The 15,617-nt window shown below is 63.9% G+C and carries 15 protein-coding genes; 11 read left to right on the top strand and 4 right to left on the bottom strand.

Annotation, left to right across the window (positions count from 1 at the left end):
* The first annotated feature begins 20 nt into the window (after positions 1 to 20).
* Positions 21 to 785: an SDR family NAD(P)-dependent oxidoreductase gene (locus LHF31_RS07185; protein ID WP_298003670.1), complete on the top strand. Its 765-nt coding sequence runs from the start codon at positions 21 to 23 to the stop codon at positions 783 to 785.
* Positions 786 to 836: 51 nt separating this feature from the next.
* Here LHF31_RS07185 and LHF31_RS07180 read toward each other — a convergent pair whose 3' ends face one another.
* The 4 genes from LHF31_RS07180 to LHF31_RS07165 all read right to left on the bottom strand — a co-directional run bounded on the left by LHF31_RS07180 (position 837) and on the right by LHF31_RS07165 (position 3,888).
* Positions 837 to 1,010, bottom strand: coding sequence for a DUF362 domain-containing protein (locus LHF31_RS07180; protein WP_298003673.1), 174 nt, complete (start codon positions 1,008 to 1,010; stop codon positions 837 to 839).
* A gap of 131 nt (positions 1,011 to 1,141) precedes the next feature.
* Positions 1,142 to 2,056, bottom strand: a complete 915-nt coding sequence (locus LHF31_RS07175; RefSeq protein WP_298003676.1) for a nucleoside hydrolase — start codon at positions 2,054 to 2,056, stop codon at positions 1,142 to 1,144.
* A 7-nt stretch (positions 2,057 to 2,063) separates the two neighbouring features.
* Positions 2,064 to 3,257 carry a serine hydrolase gene (locus tag LHF31_RS07170; protein WP_298003678.1) on the bottom strand — a complete coding sequence of 398 codons (1,194 nt, stop codon included), beginning with the start codon at positions 3,255 to 3,257 and terminating at the stop codon, positions 2,064 to 2,066.
* Positions 3,258 to 3,312: 55 nt separating this feature from the next.
* Positions 3,313 to 3,888 (bottom strand): hypothetical protein, encoded by a 576-nt coding sequence (locus LHF31_RS07165; RefSeq protein WP_298003681.1) that lies wholly within the window; start codon positions 3,886 to 3,888, stop codon positions 3,313 to 3,315.
* 198 nt (positions 3,889 to 4,086) lie between these two features.
* Between LHF31_RS07165 and LHF31_RS07160 the strand changes: the two genes are divergently transcribed.
* The 10 genes from LHF31_RS07160 (at position 4,087) to LHF31_RS07115 (ending at position 15,568) form a co-directional block, all read left to right on the top strand.
* Complete coding sequence (locus tag LHF31_RS07160; protein WP_298003684.1) at positions 4,087 to 4,383, top strand: hypothetical protein; 297 nt, start codon at positions 4,087 to 4,089, stop codon at positions 4,381 to 4,383.
* Between the two features lie 178 nt (positions 4,384 to 4,561).
* Positions 4,562 to 6,082, top strand: coding sequence for a hypothetical protein (locus tag LHF31_RS07155; RefSeq protein WP_298003686.1), 1,521 nt, complete (start codon positions 4,562 to 4,564; stop codon positions 6,080 to 6,082).
* Between the two features lie 39 nt (positions 6,083 to 6,121).
* Positions 6,122 to 7,414 (top strand): hypothetical protein, encoded by a 1,293-nt coding sequence (locus LHF31_RS07150; protein WP_298003689.1) that lies wholly within the window; start codon positions 6,122 to 6,124, stop codon positions 7,412 to 7,414.
* Positions 7,415 to 9,325: a hypothetical protein gene (locus LHF31_RS07145; protein WP_303773970.1), complete on the top strand. Its 1,911-nt coding sequence runs from the start codon at positions 7,415 to 7,417 to the stop codon at positions 9,323 to 9,325.
* 19 nt (positions 9,326 to 9,344) lie between these two features.
* Complete coding sequence (locus LHF31_RS07140; RefSeq protein ID WP_298007921.1) at positions 9,345 to 9,851, top strand: hypothetical protein; 507 nt, start codon at positions 9,345 to 9,347, stop codon at positions 9,849 to 9,851.
* Between the two features lie 16 nt (positions 9,852 to 9,867).
* On the top strand, positions 9,868 to 10,050 hold the full coding sequence (locus tag LHF31_RS07135) for a hypothetical protein (RefSeq protein WP_298007923.1): 183 nt from the start codon (positions 9,868 to 9,870) through the stop codon (positions 10,048 to 10,050).
* Positions 10,051 to 10,115: 65 nt separating this feature from the next.
* Positions 10,116 to 10,565: a hypothetical protein gene (locus tag LHF31_RS07130; protein WP_298007925.1), complete on the top strand. Its 450-nt coding sequence runs from the start codon at positions 10,116 to 10,118 to the stop codon at positions 10,563 to 10,565.
* Positions 10,566 to 10,580: 15 nt separating this feature from the next.
* On the top strand, positions 10,581 to 11,861 hold the full coding sequence (locus LHF31_RS07125; RefSeq protein ID WP_298007926.1) for a hypothetical protein: 1,281 nt from the start codon (positions 10,581 to 10,583) through the stop codon (positions 11,859 to 11,861).
* Entirely contained in the window at positions 11,858 to 13,357 is a 1,500-nt protein-coding gene (locus LHF31_RS07120) for a choice-of-anchor R domain-containing protein (protein WP_298007928.1), read from the top strand. The genes LHF31_RS07125 and LHF31_RS07120 overlap by 4 nt, the downstream gene beginning before the upstream one ends.
* Before the next feature lie 186 nt (positions 13,358 to 13,543).
* Positions 13,544 to 15,568, top strand: a complete 2,025-nt coding sequence (locus tag LHF31_RS07115) for a hypothetical protein (RefSeq protein WP_298007930.1) — start codon at positions 13,544 to 13,546, stop codon at positions 15,566 to 15,568.
* Positions 15,569 to 15,617 lie beyond the last annotated feature (49 nt).

Here is a 15,617-nt window from a genome sequence, read left to right as displayed (position 1 = left end):
CCAGTGGAAAGGTCAAACGGATGGAACTGACAGGAAAAACAGCATTGATTACCGGCGGCGCGGTGCGGGTGGGCAAAGCCATCACCCTGGCGCTGGCGCGGGCAGGCGCGAATGTGGTGATCAACTACTTCTCCTCACAGGAAGAGGTGGTGAAGACCGCCCATGAAGCCGAAGCCCTGGGGGTGCGCGCCCTGCCTCTGCGGGCGGATATTGCCGACCGCGCTCAGGTGGAGCAGATGGTGCGCGAAGTGGAGCGTCAACTGGGCGGGGTGGATGTGCTGGTCAACAGCGCCTCACCCTTCTTGAAGACGCCCTTCCCGGTGCAAAATGAGGCGGACTGGGAGCGGTGGAAACGGGTGCTGGACGTGCTCATTTACGGGGCGGCGTACTGCGCCAGCGCGGTGGCGCCGGGGATGCTGGCGCGCGGGCAGGGGGCGATTGTAAATATCCTCGACCTGGTCATTTACGAGCCGTGGCGGGATTTCACTGCCCATGCGGTGGGCAAAGCCGGTCTGCTGGCGCTGACCCGGCAACTGGCACTGGAACTGGCGCCTGCCGTGCGGGTGAACGCGGTAGCGCCGGGGGCAGTTTTGCCGCCGGAGTACCTGAGCGAGGAACGCCGTACCGCCATTGCCCGGCGCAATCTGATGGGGCGCTGGGGTAATCCCGAGGACGTTGCCGGGGCGGTGCTGTTCCTGGCGCGCTCCGACTTCATCACCGGTGAGGTGCTGGTGGTGGACGGGGGCGAACGCTGGAATCATCTGGGAAAAGACAGCGCAGTTTAAAAACGAAAAAGGCGGGAGAATTCCCGCCCTTTTCGTTCCGCAGATTCGGATTTATTTCGGGGCAATGGCGCCGGTGGGGCAGACATCCACGCAGGAACCGCAGTCCTTGCATTTGGATTCATCCACCACATAGTACTCGCCGTCCATGTAGATGGCGCCTTCGGGGCACTCGGTTTCACAAGCACCGCACTGAATGCAATCGTCCTTTGAAATTACGTGGGTCATGACACACTCCTTATCAGTATTTGCGTCATCACAGCCTGAGGGCTGTGTTTTTTTCCGCCTGTAGCATACCCGATTTTCCGGGAAAGGGTTCTTGTCAATTGTCACGCATTTGAAGGTTAAATGTCACAAATTCAGCGCAGACGCTCCACCATCCACTGCTCAAAAGCGGGCTGGTTCTTCCACGCCATGGCACAGCGGGCTGGTTTGCCTGCGGGGTGAACGCGGGTGAATCCGGCTTCATCCACGATCAGCGGCAGGGTTTGCATGTCTAACAGGTCGTCCGCAAAAGCCAGATACACCGCCACCACGTCGAAGAGTGTGCTGGACTCGCGCGCGGGGTCGAGGGGTGTTTTCAGCCAGTCTGGCGAGGCGGCGCACCATACGGAGTAGTTCTCCATGAGGGCGCGGGTGATGGGGTGGCGGGAGTGGCGCACGGCGGCAAAGGCTTCGCCTTTCAGCGTCACCAGCCCGCAGGTATCCAGCGGGGTGAGGGTGAGGCTCAACCAGTCGGCGGAAAAGACCCTGCGGCTGGCGGGAATATCCAGACGAACGTTGTACTCGGGGTGAGGTTCGGGCGCGCCGCCGTAGCCGCGGTACACGCTTCCGTGCATGCCCACAAAGTGGACGTTGCGGGCGATGGCGGGGTCGCGCTCCAGCGCCGCGGCAAGGTTGGTCAGCGGTCCAATGGACAGCAGGGTGACCGGTTCGGGCGCATGCCGGATGGTTTCGATGAGGGCAGTCACGCCGTCGGCGTACACGGTGCCGGGGTAGTCTGCCAGCGTGTAGCCCTGCACCCAGGCTTCCTGAAGGCGCCGGGGGGTGGATTCATCCACGGTGGGCAGTCCCACGCCCACGGGAATGTCCTCTCTGCCGGCAACCTGCAGGAATTTTGCCAGCAGGCGGGCGCGGTAGGCGGTATCGCCGGTGGCGGAGAGCGCCAGACGCACATCCACTTCGGGCGAGCGCAGGAGAACCGCCAGCGCCCAGGTGTCATCAATATCCGTGCCGATGTCGGTGTCGAGAATCAGCGGGATGGGACGGGACATACCCTGCTTAATCCACCAGCGCCTGATAGACCAGATTGGCAAAGGTGTGATGGAAGGGGATGGAGAATCCCGGCATGTACTGGAGCATCATCACTGCCAGCAGGTCTTCGACGGGGTCGAGGAAGAACCAGGTGTTGGCGGCGCCGCCCCAGCCCCAGTTGCCCGGCGAGCCCATGTGGAAGTGACGCGCCGCATCCACAATCACACTGCCGCCGTACCCGAATCCACAGGCAGGATCATCCGGCAGGCGCATGCCCTCGGGCAGGTGATTGGTCATCATCCACTCCACCGTCCTGCGCCCCAGCAGGCGGACGCCGTTCCACGCGCCGCGGTTCAGCAGGGTCTGGGCAAAGCGGTAGTAATCTGCCATGCTGGAGACCAGTCCACCGCCTCCGCTGGGCGCCGAGGGCTTGCGCAGGAAGTTCTCGGTGGTCTGAAGCACCTTCAACCCGCCGCTTTCCGAAGGTCCATACAGGGTTGCCAGACGATGGGCTTTTTCCGGCGGCGCCCAGAAATCGGTGTCGGTCATACCCAGCGGCTCAAAGATGCGCTCGCGCAGGAAGACATCAAAGGGCTTGCCCGAAACCACCTCGACCAGATACCCCAGCACGTCAATGGCGGTACTGTAGCGGTAGGACGTGCCCGGGTGGAACGCCAGCGGGATTTTCGCAATCTCTTCGACAAGCGTTCCCAGGGTCACGTCGGGGTCTGTTTCCAGCCGGTGCCAGACCTGTTTGCGGTAAAGGTCGTCGATGAAGGAATGTTCATCGAAGCCGTAGGAAAGCCCGGCGGTGTGGGTGAGTAAATCGTGGATGGTGATGGGGCGATGGGGCGGAACGAGGTCGTAACATGCTCCGCCGTTGCGCGGTTGATACACCTTCACCTCGCTGAAAGCGGGGATGTAGCGGGCAACCGGGTCATGCAGGAAAAACGCGCCTTCTTCGAAGAGCATCATCACTGCCACGCTGGTGATGGGTTTGGTCATCGAGTAAATGCGGTAGAGGGCATCTTCGGCGAGGGGTCTGGCGCTTTCAAGGTCAGCAAACCCCACACATTGACGGTATGCCACTCTGCCGTGGCGCGCCACCAGCGCATCTACGCCGGCAATGACCCGGCGTTCGACCAGTGATTGAAAGAAAGACGTAATGCGCTCCAGACGAGCGGAAGAAAACCCGACTTGCTCCGGTAAAATGCGTTCCATGTCTGTACTCCATTCCTGTCAGAGGGATGGAACGATTATAGCGCAATCCACGTACTCAGGCAGGCGATTCCGGTTGAGGAGGAGAGGCAGGGGGAATTTCGGGCATCCAGGCAAGCGTTCCGCCGGTGGCAACCGAGTAAATCAAAATTGCCAGGGCGAGGGCAAACGAGCCGTTCCAGTTGACCAGACCGGTAACCAGCACCATCCACAGTGCCAGTCCCAGCCCGAGGGCGCTGCTCAACGGGTACCAGAAGGAACGGCGGAAGCGTTTGAACAGGAAAAGCCACTGCGCCAGACCGATCAGCAAGCCGGCAAGGGCATAGGCGACAGACAGACCCAGAATGGACTCGTCATCGCCCGGGACGAGGAAAGGCGCCAGCCACACGCCTGCCAGCATGCCGGCAAAAACGGTGAGCGCCCACAGCGGGGAGACGGGGGAAATACGGCGGAGCGCCAGCCACTGCGCCAGTCCAATGGGAAGCCCGATGAGCAGGGCGCCGCCCACCATGCCGGGGAGGGGACTCAGCAGGGAGGCGAGGAGAGAGAGCGGCATGGAGGCGGCAATGCCGAGGGCGTTTGCCGCCGTCCACAGGCTCACGATTTGCCAGAGGGGGAGTTTTCGGGGCGTCATATGCGCCTGCCTTTCTGTATTTCCATTATATGCCCGAACCGGGCGTCTCACCCTGCCTTCGGGAGCAGAGCAACCCGGTGGGGAAGAGGAGACGGGGTGCAGTGTGGGTTTGCACATTTTGACAGGTTGCCGCCTGCAGGGGGGTATGGTATGCTGTGTTTGAAAATAGAACAAATTTTCTAATAAAAAGGGAGGGACATGGCAGGCAGACGCAAAACCCGGCGCGAGACCTGCCCTCCGCAGGATCAGACCCTGCAGGAGGAAATTGAAATGTTGAGATCCCTCATCCGCAAGACGGCAGAGCGCGCCGGAGAGGAGAACCCTCTGCCCCATCAGGTGCGTTTGCTGGAAGCCTTCAGTCAGGCGTGCGCGCGGCTGGCGCAGATGCTCAAGGTGCAGAGCGAGTTGAGCGAGGATCGCGGCGCGCTGGATGAAATTTTCCACATGGCGGATGAGATTTTCCGCGAGATGAGCGGGAAAACCGGCGGCGGTTAAGCCCGGTTCCACGGCGGTGCGGTTGCGCCAGTGCGGGTGTTCCGGCGGATGAGACGATTCGCTTTCAGCCAGCCAGCAGACCGCCTCAGGCGGGGAGATACTGAGCGGCTTCCCCCGGTTCGATCCGATCGCCGTGAAGGCTGTGCCGCCGCCGTTTCCACCTTCAGGGGGACAGGACATGGACGAAGTGCGCCTTTTACGCCAGACCTTGAGCGATGTGGCGGCATTTGCCCGCCTGAGCGGGGTGCGCCTGCGCCCGTATCAGGCGCAGGTGGCGCGCGCCGTGGTGGAGGCGGTGCTGCACGACCGCGGGTTGTCCTTTGTGGTGATGTTCCCCCGTCAGAGCGGGAAGAACGAGGTGCAGGCTCATCTGGAAGCCTACCTGCTCACCCTCTTCAGCGGTACCACCGCCGAGATGGTCAAAGCCTCGCCCACCCTGCGCCCGCAAAGCCTGACCGCCATGCGCCGCCTGGAGCGTGTGCTCAACGCCAATCCGCTGACCCGCGGACGCTGGCGGCGGGAGAGCGGCAACACCTTCCGGCTGGGGCGGGCGCGCATCCACTTTCTCTCTGCCGCGCCCGGCTCGAACATTGTCGGCGCCACTGCCTCGCTGCTGCTGGAGGTGGACGAAGCCCAGTCGGTGAGCGTGGAGAAGTTCGACACGGAAATTGCGCCGATGACGGCGTCAACCGGTGCGGTGCGCGTTTTCTGGGGGACGGCGTGGACGGCGTCTACCCTGCTGGGGCGGGAGTTGCGCCTGGCGCAGGCGGAGGAAGCCCGCGACGGCATCCGGCGGGTCTTCCGCCTGACCGCCGCCGAGGTCATTGCCGATCATCCCCGCTATGCCCGCACGGTGGAGCGCGCCATTCAGCAACTGGGGCGCAATCACCCGGCGGTGCGCACGCAGTACTTCTCCGAGGAAGTGGATGCGGCGGGTACGCTCTTCCCGGAGGAGCGCCTGGCGCTGATGCAGGGGGCTCACGCCTGGCAGGATGCGCCTCTGCCGGGCAAGACCTATGCTTTTCTGCTGGATGTGGGCGGGACTGCGCCTGTGCAACTGCCGCTGATGGAGGAATGGGCAGGCAACCGCCGCGATTCCAGTGCGCTGGTCATTGTCGAGGTGGAGCCGCCGCAGGGCGACCGCCCGGCACCGCGCTATCGGGTGGTGCATCTCTGCCAGTGGACGGGGGTCAGTCAGACGCGCCTGTTCGAGCAGATTCTGGCGCTGGCGCGGCAGTGGAATCCACGGCGCATGGTGGTGGATGCTACCGGCGTGGGTGCGGGGCTGGCAGATTTCCTCGACCGCGCCCTGCCGGGGCGGATGGTGCGCTTTCTCTTCAGCCCTGCCAGCAAGAGCGATCTGGGCTACCGCTTTCTGGAGGTGGTGGAGAGCGGGCGGTTTCACCTGCCGCAGGCGCCGGATGGACGTGCCCGGGCGCTGGTGGAGCGGTTTCTGGCGCAGTGCCGCGGCTGTACCTACGAGATGGACGCCTCACCGCATCAGCGTTTGCGATGGGGGGTACCCGAAGGGGCGCGCCATCCCGTCGAGGGGGGCTATCTGCACGACGACCTGCTGATGGCGGGGGCGCTGTGCGCTCTGCTGGATCGCATGGCGTGGGGCTGGGGAGGGACGCCTCCTGCGTATGCGGGGGTTATCCCTGCCCGCGACCCATTGAGGGAACTGGACGGCGGGGGGTAGCAAAAAAAACTGTAGTAAGGAGGGAGATGACCCAGAGGCATGTGGAAAACCATCTTTCAACGCTGGATTGAGCCGGAGGTGCGCCGCCGGGTGCAGATGGCGCTGGCGGAGACGGACAACACCCTGCTGGTGCGCGCGCAGGTGTGGGGCGAGACGGAACGCTTTGCGCCTGACCGCGAGCAGGTGCTGGAACAGGCTCTGCAAGCCTGGCGCGTTCATCCGCTGGCGCGGCGCATTGTCGAGTTGACCACCCAGTACGTCATTGGCGGCGGGCTGGCGGTGGTCAGTCCGCAGGCGGAGGCGCAGGCGTTTTTACAGCGCTGGTGGGAGCATCCGCTCAACCGCCTGCCCATGCGTACGCCCGAATGGTGCGACGAACTGAGCCGGGCGGGAGAACTGTTTCTGCTGCTCAGTACCGATGCGGGCGGGATGACCTACGTGCGCGCCATTCCGGCGATGCAGATTCGCGCCATCCGCACCGCCGAAAACGACCTTCAGCAGGAACTTGCCTATCTTCAGGTGGACGGCGCGGGCGAGGAGCGCTGGTGGCAGGCGTATAACCCGCTGGACGATCGCCCGGATGAACAGGGGCGCTTTGCGCCCGCCATGCTGCACTACGCCGTTAACCGTCCGGTGGGGGCAGTGCGCGGGGAGAGCGATCTGGCGCCGCTCCTGCGCTGGCTCAACCGCTATGCCGGATGGCTGGAAGACCGCGCCCGCCTTAACCGCTACCGCAACACCTTTCTGTTCACCGTGCGCTCCCGCTACGCCAGCGAGGCGGAACGCCTGGCGCGCCAGCAGGCGCTGGCGGCAAACCCGCCCGTGCCGGGCAGTATTCTGGTGACCGATGAGGGCGAGGAGTGGAGCGTCATCCAGCCGCATCTGGAGAGCCACGAAGCGGGCGAGGACGGGCTGGCATTGAAGAAGATGATTGCCGCCGGGGCGGGCATCCCGCTGCATTTTCTGGCAGAACCGGAGAGCGCCACCCGCACCACTGCAGAAGCCGCCGGCGGACCGGCGTACCGCCGCCTGGAACAGCGCCAGAAGTTCTTCTGCTGGCTGGTGGAGGACGTTGCCCGCGCCTGTCTGCGCCGCTGGGCGTGGATGAGGGGACAGCCGCAGGAGTTTGGCGTGTCTGTCCGGGGGGCAGACCTCTCCGCGCGGGATAACGCTTCGCTGGCGGCGGCAATGGCGCAGGTAAGCGGCGCGTTGATTCCTCTGTACGAACGCGGGCTGATCGGGGAAAGCGAACTGCTCCGGCTGGTGTACCGCTTTGCCGGAGAGACCGCGCCCGCGCTGATCACCCATTCATCTGATACGAAAGGAGGCTAAATGACCTTTGGGCAGGTTGTCCATCTGCCGCGGCGGGAGTGGTTCACCGCGCTGGGTGGGGTAACTTCCGCCGGGGAGTTCGAGGTGCTGGCGATCACCGCCGGGGAGGGCAACGGCTGGCGATTCGATGAGGCGGTGCTGCGCCGTTCGCTCCCGCTGTGGGAGGGTGTGGCATGCTTCATTGACCATGCCTGGGGGGCACGCAGTGTGCGCGATCTGGCGGGGGTGTGTACACAGCCAGTCTGGGATGAGCAGGCAAAGGGGGTGCGCGTGCATCTGCGCGCCATGGGACCCTCGGGGCATCTGTTGAGCGATCTGGGGCGGCAAATGCTGGCGCGCGGCGAGGTGACGCCGCAAATCGGTTTCAGTGCCGATGTGGTCTTCACTGCCAGCGGGAAACAGGTGGAGCGCATCGTGCGCATCAATTCGCTCGATCTGGTGATTCAACCCGCACGGGGCGGGGCTTTCGTGCGGGCGCTTAACTTTTCAGGAGGGATGGCTATGGATTCTCACTCGGTTGAACCGGCAGTGCCGGTCCTGCAGACTTCGGCGCAGGGGGAAGCCCGGGCGCAGGAGGAGCAAACCCGCTGGTGCGGGGCGTTTCTGGAACTGGCACTTCAGGGGGCGCATCTGCCTGCTCCCGTGGAACAGGCGGTGCGGGCGCAGTTTCAGGGGCGGGCTTTTGAACCGCAGGAACTGCATCAGCGCATCGAAGAAGCCCGCCGCTGGGTTTCGGACTGTACCGGCGCGCAGACGGCGCTGGGTCCCGGGCGGCTGGAGATGGCGGACACCCGCGATCAACTGCAGGCGGCGGTGGATGATCTGTTCGGCGTGCCGCGCGAGAAGGGCATGGAAACGCTCAAGGTGCACCGCCTGCAGGGCATCCGTGAACTGTACCTCATGCTCACCGGCGATTATGACTTTCACGGCGGCTGGGACCGCTCCCGCGCGCAGTTTGCCACCACCGCCGACTTCACCGGGCTGGTCAAGAACGCGCTTAACAAGATTGTAGTCAATACGTGGGAGGAACTGGGGCGCGCGGGCTATGACTGGTGGCGCAAGGTGACCGTGCAGGAGCACTTCACCACGCTGAATCAGATCACCGGTATTCTGGTGGGCACGGTGGGCGACCTGCCCGAAGTGGCGGAGGGTGCCGAGTACACCGAACTGGCGGTGGGCGACAGCGCCGAGATTGCCACCTTCAAGAAGTACGGCGGGTACGTGCCGCTCACCCTGGAATTGATTGACCGCGATGACACCCGCAAACTCAAAGCCTATGCCCGCGAACTTGCCGCCGCGGGTCTGCGCAAAATCAGCCGTCTGGTGGCAGAGGTGTTCACCCAGAACGGTGGGGTGGGACCGACGATGGCGGACGGCGGGGCGCTGTTCAACGCCAATCCGGTGACCGCCGCGGGCGGGCATGCCAACCTGCGCACGGGGGCGCTTTCGGCGGCGGAGTGGGAGGCGGTGGGGCAAGCCATGTACCGCCAGCCCATGCTGGTGAAGAACGCTTCTGGCTTTTACGGCGTGGGTCCGCGCATGGCGATCAGTCCCAGATACCTGCTGGTGCCGCGCGAACTGCAGTTGACCGCCATGCAGATTCTCTACCCGGGCATGGAGCGCGCCGCCAACATCTTCAGCGAGAACCTTCAGCGCGGGGAACCGGGCGACGTCATCACCGTGCCGGAGTGGACCGATCCGACCGACTGGGCAGCGGTTGCCGACCCGCGCATTGCGCCTGCCATTTTCATCGGCGAGCGCTTTGGCATCCTGCCGGAAGTCTATATTGCCGGCGATGAACTCAGCCCGGCGGTTTTCACCAATGATGAGCATCGTCTGAAGGTGCGCCATTATCTGGCGGTGTGGGTGAATGATTTCCGCCCGCTCCACAAGAACAACGTGGCGGGCTAGGTAAAGGAGGAGAGAGATCATGGGGTACGTGTGCGATACGCAAATGAGCGTGTTCATCCCTCCGGCGGATATCGTCAAAACCGCCGGGACGTGGACAACCAGCCTCTCGGCGAACGTGGTCAGGGAAGACCGCACACCCGCCGATGGGGTCTTCAACCTCATCGTACCGCTGGGGGTGAACGGCAACGCCGCCGCTTTCAAGGGGGCGCGCATCAAGCGGGTGGATTTGCTGTACAAAGTGGCAGGGGGTGTCTGCGATTCGATTCCCACCGTGGAGGTGGAAAAGATGACCTTCTCGGCGGGCGGCACGGCAGGCGGCGCGGCCGTGTCGGTAACGCTGGACAGCGGGCACGATACCGACGCCAAACGGAAAGCGCTGGGCGATCACCGCATGATGGTAACCCTGAACAGTCCGGCATGGCTGGATGACGATGAGGCGTACTACCTGTATGTCAACGTGGATGCCTCGGCTTCCACCCAGTTCACTCTGTACGGCGCGGTGGTGTACTTTGACCTGCGCCTGTAACGAAAGGAGACCCGCCATGGAAAAGTGGAAAGACCTGTTGCGTTCGCGCAAGTTCTGGGCAATGCTCATCGGCTTGATTCTGATGGTGGTGAAAGCCTACCGACCGGATTTTCCGCTGGATGAGGAGCAGTTGAGCGGCATGGTTGCCCTGCTGGTGGCGTACATTCTGGGCGTGGCGATTGAAGGGGCGCGCCTGTAAGGTTCATCGGGACTGCGCCGCCTTCTGGAGTGTGTTCCGGAGGGCGGCGCGCCCAAAGGAGGCACATGACCCTCACACTGAGCGATTTGCTGAATCGGGTGCGTCTGTTTCTGCACGATAGCGAGGGTGCCCGCTACAGCCAGGATGATCTGACCGCGGCGGTACGCATGGCGCTGATGGAGATCAATCTGGTTTCGGCGCAGGCGTTCACGCTGGCAGGGCTGGACGGGGTGATCGAAACCACCCTGCCGGAGCGCCTGCATCATCTGCTGGGAATGGGGGCGGCGGGCTATGCCGCTACCGCGCGGGCGGCGGCACAGGCAGAGTGGGAACTCTCTCCGCAGAAAGAACTATCGCTGACGCTGTGGAGCCGCAATGTGATGGAAGACTTCCGCCGCATCCTGTGCACCCTGTACCCGCCGGAGACGGCGCGCCTGCACGAACAGCGCGCCGCAACGCCGTTTGTGCGCTGGGATGGGGATCTGGGGGAAAGTCATCCGCATGATTTTGCCTGATGGGAGAGGTACGCCATGAACCTGCAACTGCTCACCGGAGAGATGGGCATTTCCCTGCAGGAGAACGGCGCCCTGCGCGCGGCGCGCTTCACCAACAGCCACCTGACCCGTCTGGAGGTGGCGCTGGAAGGCAGTGCCGATGCCATTGCCGCCGCACTGCAGACGCTGGAGACGTACCTGCACACTGCCCGCGCCACGGCGCACCTGCCGGCGCATCCCATCTGCTGGCTGGGCGTCACCCTGCCAGATGGGCAGGAGTGGCGCTCGCCACTGCGGGGTGGAACGCTGGAAAGCGTACCTCATCCGGCGGCGCGGCACATGCACCGCCAGATGATTCTGCTGGAGGTGGAGCGCGAGCCTTACTGGGAGCAATCTGGCGCGCCGCTGACGCTCATCAACCGCCACGGCGCAGGAACGAACGCCACCCTCTACAATCACAGCGATGGCGACCATGACAACTTTGTGGACATCCCTGCCAGTCAGATTCAGGGCAGTCTGCCCGCGCCGCTGGAGATCACCCTGAGCGGGGCGCTCTCAGGAAAGGCAGACATTTTGCTGGCGGCGGGTATGCACGACCCGGAGGCGCCTTTTCCGCATGTGCTGGAGGGCGAGCAGGGTGTGGAGGGCAGCGGGGTGAGCGGGACGACCCTCACCGCCAGCGCCGCCAGCGCGGGGGCATACCGCCGTTTGACGTGGAGCGGGACAGACGAAGTGACCCTCAAACGCTATTCCCTTACCGCCGCGCAGACCGCATCCGCGCAGGGCAGGTTCTACACCCTGATGGCGCGCCTGCATGCGCCTCTGAGCGAGCCGGTGCTGTTCTGGGGGGAGGCGGGGTTTGAGGGCACTGCCGGGTTTGAGGCGCTTTACGCCAGCGAACCGGTGGTGCTTTCTATCGGGGCGCAGACCCTGCGGCTTGCGCCCATCCGCCTGCCGCCGTGGGATGTGCATGGCATCAGCGCGGGCGTGACGCTGGCGCTGAAAGGGCAGGCGGAGAGCGCCGGTACGCACGTCCTCGATCTGGACTGCCTCTTTCTGTTTCCGGTGGAGGCGCAGGTGCGCCTGTGCCCGCTGTTGAGCCTTTCAACGCTGGCGCTGACCTGTGACTCGCGTACCCGCGGGGTGAAGTTCTCGGGGGCGCCGCTGCTCACCCATGCCGTTGAGGGCAGCGGGGTGTTCCTGCAGCCCGCGCAGACGCACCGGCTGTATACGCTGGTGGAGCGCAACGGGGCGATAAATGTGGGCGATGCCCTGACTCTGCAGGCGCGCCCGTTCTTCCGGCGGAGGTGGCTGTGAGCGCGTGGACGGTACGGGTGGATGCCTGCTCTCATCTGGCGCTGGAGGCGTTCCATCCGCAGGTGGAGGAACTGACCTGGCAGATGCCGGGCGGGGCAGATACGGCGCAGGTGCGCCTGGACGGTGCGCTGGCGGATCAGGACGACCTGCGCCGCTGGCTGGGGGCGGAGATGAGTCTGGCTCCGGCGGGCGGCGCGCCCTGCTGGTGGGGCTACCTGCACGGGGTAGAGGTTCAGCGCGGCAGAGTGCGCTGGCGGTGGGATCTGGCGCAGGTGGTCAATCGCTGTGCGGTGCGCTACCGCGCGCCCACGCCGTGGGGTGGGGAGGGCGGCGCCGGTCCGTTCCAGACACCCTGGGCGGAGGATGGGCGCAGTCAGCGGCGGTTTGGGGTGCGCGAGCGCATCTTCTCTGTGGGAGAAGCCAGCGAAGCCGAAGCCTTTGCCCGCCGCGATGCCCTGCTGGCAGAGCGGGCGTTCCCGCACCTGCAAATTCTACCGCCCCTCTCCGGCGCCGATGGGCTGGTGCTTCTGGAAGGGCGCGGCTGGTGGCACACCCTCGGCTGGCGCTATGCCAGTCATCCGCAGGGGTGGCTGGGGAGCGCACACCGGGAGGGGGCGTCTCTGACCTGGGGGCATTCCAGCGCGGTTCAGCGGGTGGCGCAAGCCTTTACCCCCGACGGGGATGGCTGGGACTGCGGCGAGGTGTGGGTCTGGCTGATTCGCACGGGCAATCCCGTGGATGATGTGCAGATTTCCCTGTGCGCCGATGCTGGCGCACAACCCGGCGCCGCGCTGATGACCTTTACCCTGTCGGGGAGTTCCCTCAGCCGCGATCCGGCGCTGGGGTGGGTGCGTCTGCGCCCGTCTTCGGCACTGCGCCTGAACAGCACCAGCCGCTACTGGCTGGTTTTGCGGCGCACCGGCGCGCTGGACGCCCAGAACGCCTACCTTACCCGGGTGGATGCCGACGGTGCGTTTGGAACGCCGCCCGGGCTGATGGCGTTTAACGGCAGTGCCTGGCAAAGCCTGGGTTCGGGCAGTCTGCTGGCAAACCTGTTCGGCGAAGAAGTTCTCACCAATCATCTGGCGCGCCTGGCGGGGCAGGATGGCGCCGGTCAGTGCCTGCGGGGGGTGTTTGTGCGCCAGCCTTCCACGAAGCGGGTGCGCCTGTACCGGGACGGCAGGCACATCGCGCTGGACGTGTGCAGAGATTTGCTTGCTCTGGACGATCTGGATGCGTTTGTCACCGCGGAGCGGCATCTGGTGGTGGAGCGCCGCACGGCTCCGCCGTCTGTGCTGACCCTGAGGCTGGACGCAAATGGCGGTCTGCGCCTGCCGGACGGCAGTCCCTGGGGGCTGTCCATGCCGCCGGTGGGGCGCTGGGCATGCCTGCAATTGAGCGCGGGGTTGAGTGTGCCGGTGCGTCTGGAACGGGTGAAGTGGCGGGATGGAAACCTGCGGGTGGAGGGTTTTTCGGTGTGGACGGGGAAAAGTTAAGCAAAATGTAAACTTTTCTGTGGATTTTCTCTGCTACAATGCAAAGTGAAGGCGTCTTGCCGTACGCCGGGCTGTGCCTGAGTCTTTCGAGGGTATTGAGGGATGTACAGGTTCACCGTGCCTGTCGAAGATGCGGGCACTGGATACGTCATGGATCTGTTAAACTCCACGCACAGGAGAATCCGCATGAAAAGCGCTTTTCAACTGTTCAACCGCCTGTTAATTACTGCCCTTGCGCTGGCATTTGGCGCGGTGCTGGTGCGTGCCGATGCGCCGCCCGCTACCACCCTGCTGGTGTCCGTCCCGTCAACATCGGGGCAAACTGCCAACGAGGACTGTTACCATGCCTCGGCGTCCTATGACGGTTCGCGGGTGGTGTTTTACTGCAAGTACATTGAGGTGACCACCAACCTCTCCAGCCTTCCCGATACCCTCAACACCTGGGACGTCTTCCTGCGTGACCGTACCCGGAATGAGACCATTGCGCTCTCAGCAACCTACCAGAACCAGTTAGGGCAGGGCAACTCGATGTTCCCGGTCATCTCCCCCGACGGGCAGTGGGTGGCGTTCCAGACCTCGGCGCAGTTGAAATCCACCGATACCGACTCGCGGCTGGATATCTACGTGGTGAAGGTGGAGCCTGACGGCACGGTCAGCCAGTCCATTCAAGCCTCGCGGCGCAGTGCGGGTACGCCCGCCAACGACGATTCGGGCTACACCTGTCCGGTGCCGCTCCCGCCGGGACAGACGTGTGACCCCAAGTACCTGGTGCTTCAGCCCTCGCTGGCGCTGTACACCGAGAGTGGTAACCCGCGGGTGATCTTTCAAAGCGATGCCAGCAACCTCGACCTGAGCGTGACCGACGGCAATAACCGGCGTGACCTGTACGTGAGCCTTGTGGATGCCACAACCGGCAATGTCACCAATAAACTGCTCACCCGCACCGCTTCCGGCGGCAATATCAACGGCGATGCCTGGCATCCGGTGGTGTCGTACGATGGGCGCTGGGTGGCGTTTACCTCCGATGCCACCAATCTGGTGCCGGGGGTGAGCGGCATTCAGGTCTATCTGATGGATCGCGACCCGGATAACGACGGTACGCTGGATAACACTCTTCCGGCGTACACGCTGGTCTCGCGTGCCGCAGACGGCAAGCCCGGCAATGCGCTGTCCTTCTACCCCGCCATCTCCGCCGATGGGGTGTACATTGCCTTTGCTTCGGATGCTTCCAACCTGGAGACGCAGAACTCCGCCATTCCAGCAGACACCAACGGCAAGCGCGATGTGTACCTGTGGGATCGTCTGAGCGGGCGCACCCGTCTGATCTCCGCGCGCTACCATACCGACCCCGACCAGGCGCTGGAAGAACCCAGTTTCAGCCCGACCATCTCCGCCGACGGGCGCTGGATTGCCTTCACCTCTGAGGCGGGCAATGTGGTGCCGGAAGATGTGAATGTGTACTGCGCCTACGATGAGCAACAGGCAAAGTGGGTGTGCTCACACCGCGATTTGTTCATCTATGACCGTCTGGCAGGCAGTGACGCCGACCTACTGTTCCTGCTCAACGTGCGCAATAACCCGCCGTCCCCGCCGCCGGAAGGTACAGGCCAAGGGATGCCGGTTCTGCTGGATACCCCCCCTGACCCGACAAACTGTCCCAATCCTCTGCAGGTGTGCAACACCTCCGCCTTCCCGGTGATTGCCGGGAACCGCTCGCTGGTGACCTTCTCCAGTCAGGACCGCGACCTGCCGGATGGAGAGGCGTTCAATCTTGATGAACGTTTTGACGTGTGGGCGCGAGTCTTTGATGTCCCCCCGCCTGCCCCTCAACTGACGTATGCGCCCTCGAGGCTGTCTTTCTACGCCCTGCCCGGTCAGGAAACGGCAGGCAAGAACATCATCCTGACCAACTTTGGCGATATGCCCGTAACCATTGGTAAGATTTCCATTGGCGGGAGGGATGACGCTTATTTCCAGATCACCGCGGATGGATGTTCCAACAGGACGCTGGATGCCGCCATTAACGGTGTGCCGCGCTCATCAGGGCGCTGTACGCTTGCGGTGAAGGCGTTCATTCTGGATGGCGAGGAGGTGGGGGAGTTTACCGCGCAGGTGATCATTCCCAGCGACGATCCCCGCATGCCCGAGGCAACGGTGGCGCTGTGGGCGGGTCCGCGAAATGTGTATTTACCGGCGGTGCTCAAACCATAAGACTGTACCTGACGCATGAAAACCGGCGGGCAATACCCGCCGGTTTTTG

Origin of the sequence: Anaerolinea thermophila (assembly GCF_020723905.1) — a bacterium.
Taxonomy (GTDB): domain Bacteria; phylum Chloroflexota; class Anaerolineae; order Anaerolineales; family Anaerolineaceae; genus Anaerolinea; species Anaerolinea thermophila_A.
The sequence above is the reverse complement of the archived record's forward strand: the minus strand, read 5'-3'. Positions and strand labels throughout refer to the sequence as shown.

Coding starts and splice junctions, on each gene's coding strand:
- LHF31_RS07185 (WP_298003670.1), top strand. CDS start 21: ATGGAACTGACAGGAAAAACAGCATTGATTACCGGCGGCGCGGTGCGG.
- LHF31_RS07180 (WP_298003673.1), bottom strand. CDS start 1,010: ATGACCCACGTAATTTCAAAGGACGATTGCATTCAGTGCGGTGCTTGT.
- LHF31_RS07175 (WP_298003676.1), bottom strand. CDS start 2,056: ATGTCCCGTCCCATCCCGCTGATTCTCGACACCGACATCGGCACGGAT.
- LHF31_RS07170 (WP_298003678.1), bottom strand. CDS start 3,257: ATGGAACGCATTTTACCGGAGCAAGTCGGGTTTTCTTCCGCTCGTCTG.
- LHF31_RS07165 (WP_298003681.1), bottom strand. CDS start 3,888: ATGACGCCCCGAAAACTCCCCCTCTGGCAAATCGTGAGCCTGTGGACG.
- LHF31_RS07160 (WP_298003684.1), top strand. CDS start 4,087: ATGGCAGGCAGACGCAAAACCCGGCGCGAGACCTGCCCTCCGCAGGAT.
- LHF31_RS07155 (WP_298003686.1), top strand. CDS start 4,562: ATGGACGAAGTGCGCCTTTTACGCCAGACCTTGAGCGATGTGGCGGCA.
- LHF31_RS07150 (WP_298003689.1), top strand. CDS start 6,122: ATGTGGAAAACCATCTTTCAACGCTGGATTGAGCCGGAGGTGCGCCGC.
- LHF31_RS07145 (WP_303773970.1), top strand. CDS start 7,415: ATGACCTTTGGGCAGGTTGTCCATCTGCCGCGGCGGGAGTGGTTCACC.
- LHF31_RS07140 (WP_298007921.1), top strand. CDS start 9,345: ATGGGGTACGTGTGCGATACGCAAATGAGCGTGTTCATCCCTCCGGCG.
- LHF31_RS07135 (WP_298007923.1), top strand. CDS start 9,868: ATGGAAAAGTGGAAAGACCTGTTGCGTTCGCGCAAGTTCTGGGCAATG.
- LHF31_RS07130 (WP_298007925.1), top strand. CDS start 10,116: ATGACCCTCACACTGAGCGATTTGCTGAATCGGGTGCGTCTGTTTCTG.
- LHF31_RS07125 (WP_298007926.1), top strand. CDS start 10,581: ATGAACCTGCAACTGCTCACCGGAGAGATGGGCATTTCCCTGCAGGAG.
- LHF31_RS07115 (WP_298007930.1), top strand. CDS start 13,544: ATGAAAAGCGCTTTTCAACTGTTCAACCGCCTGTTAATTACTGCCCTT.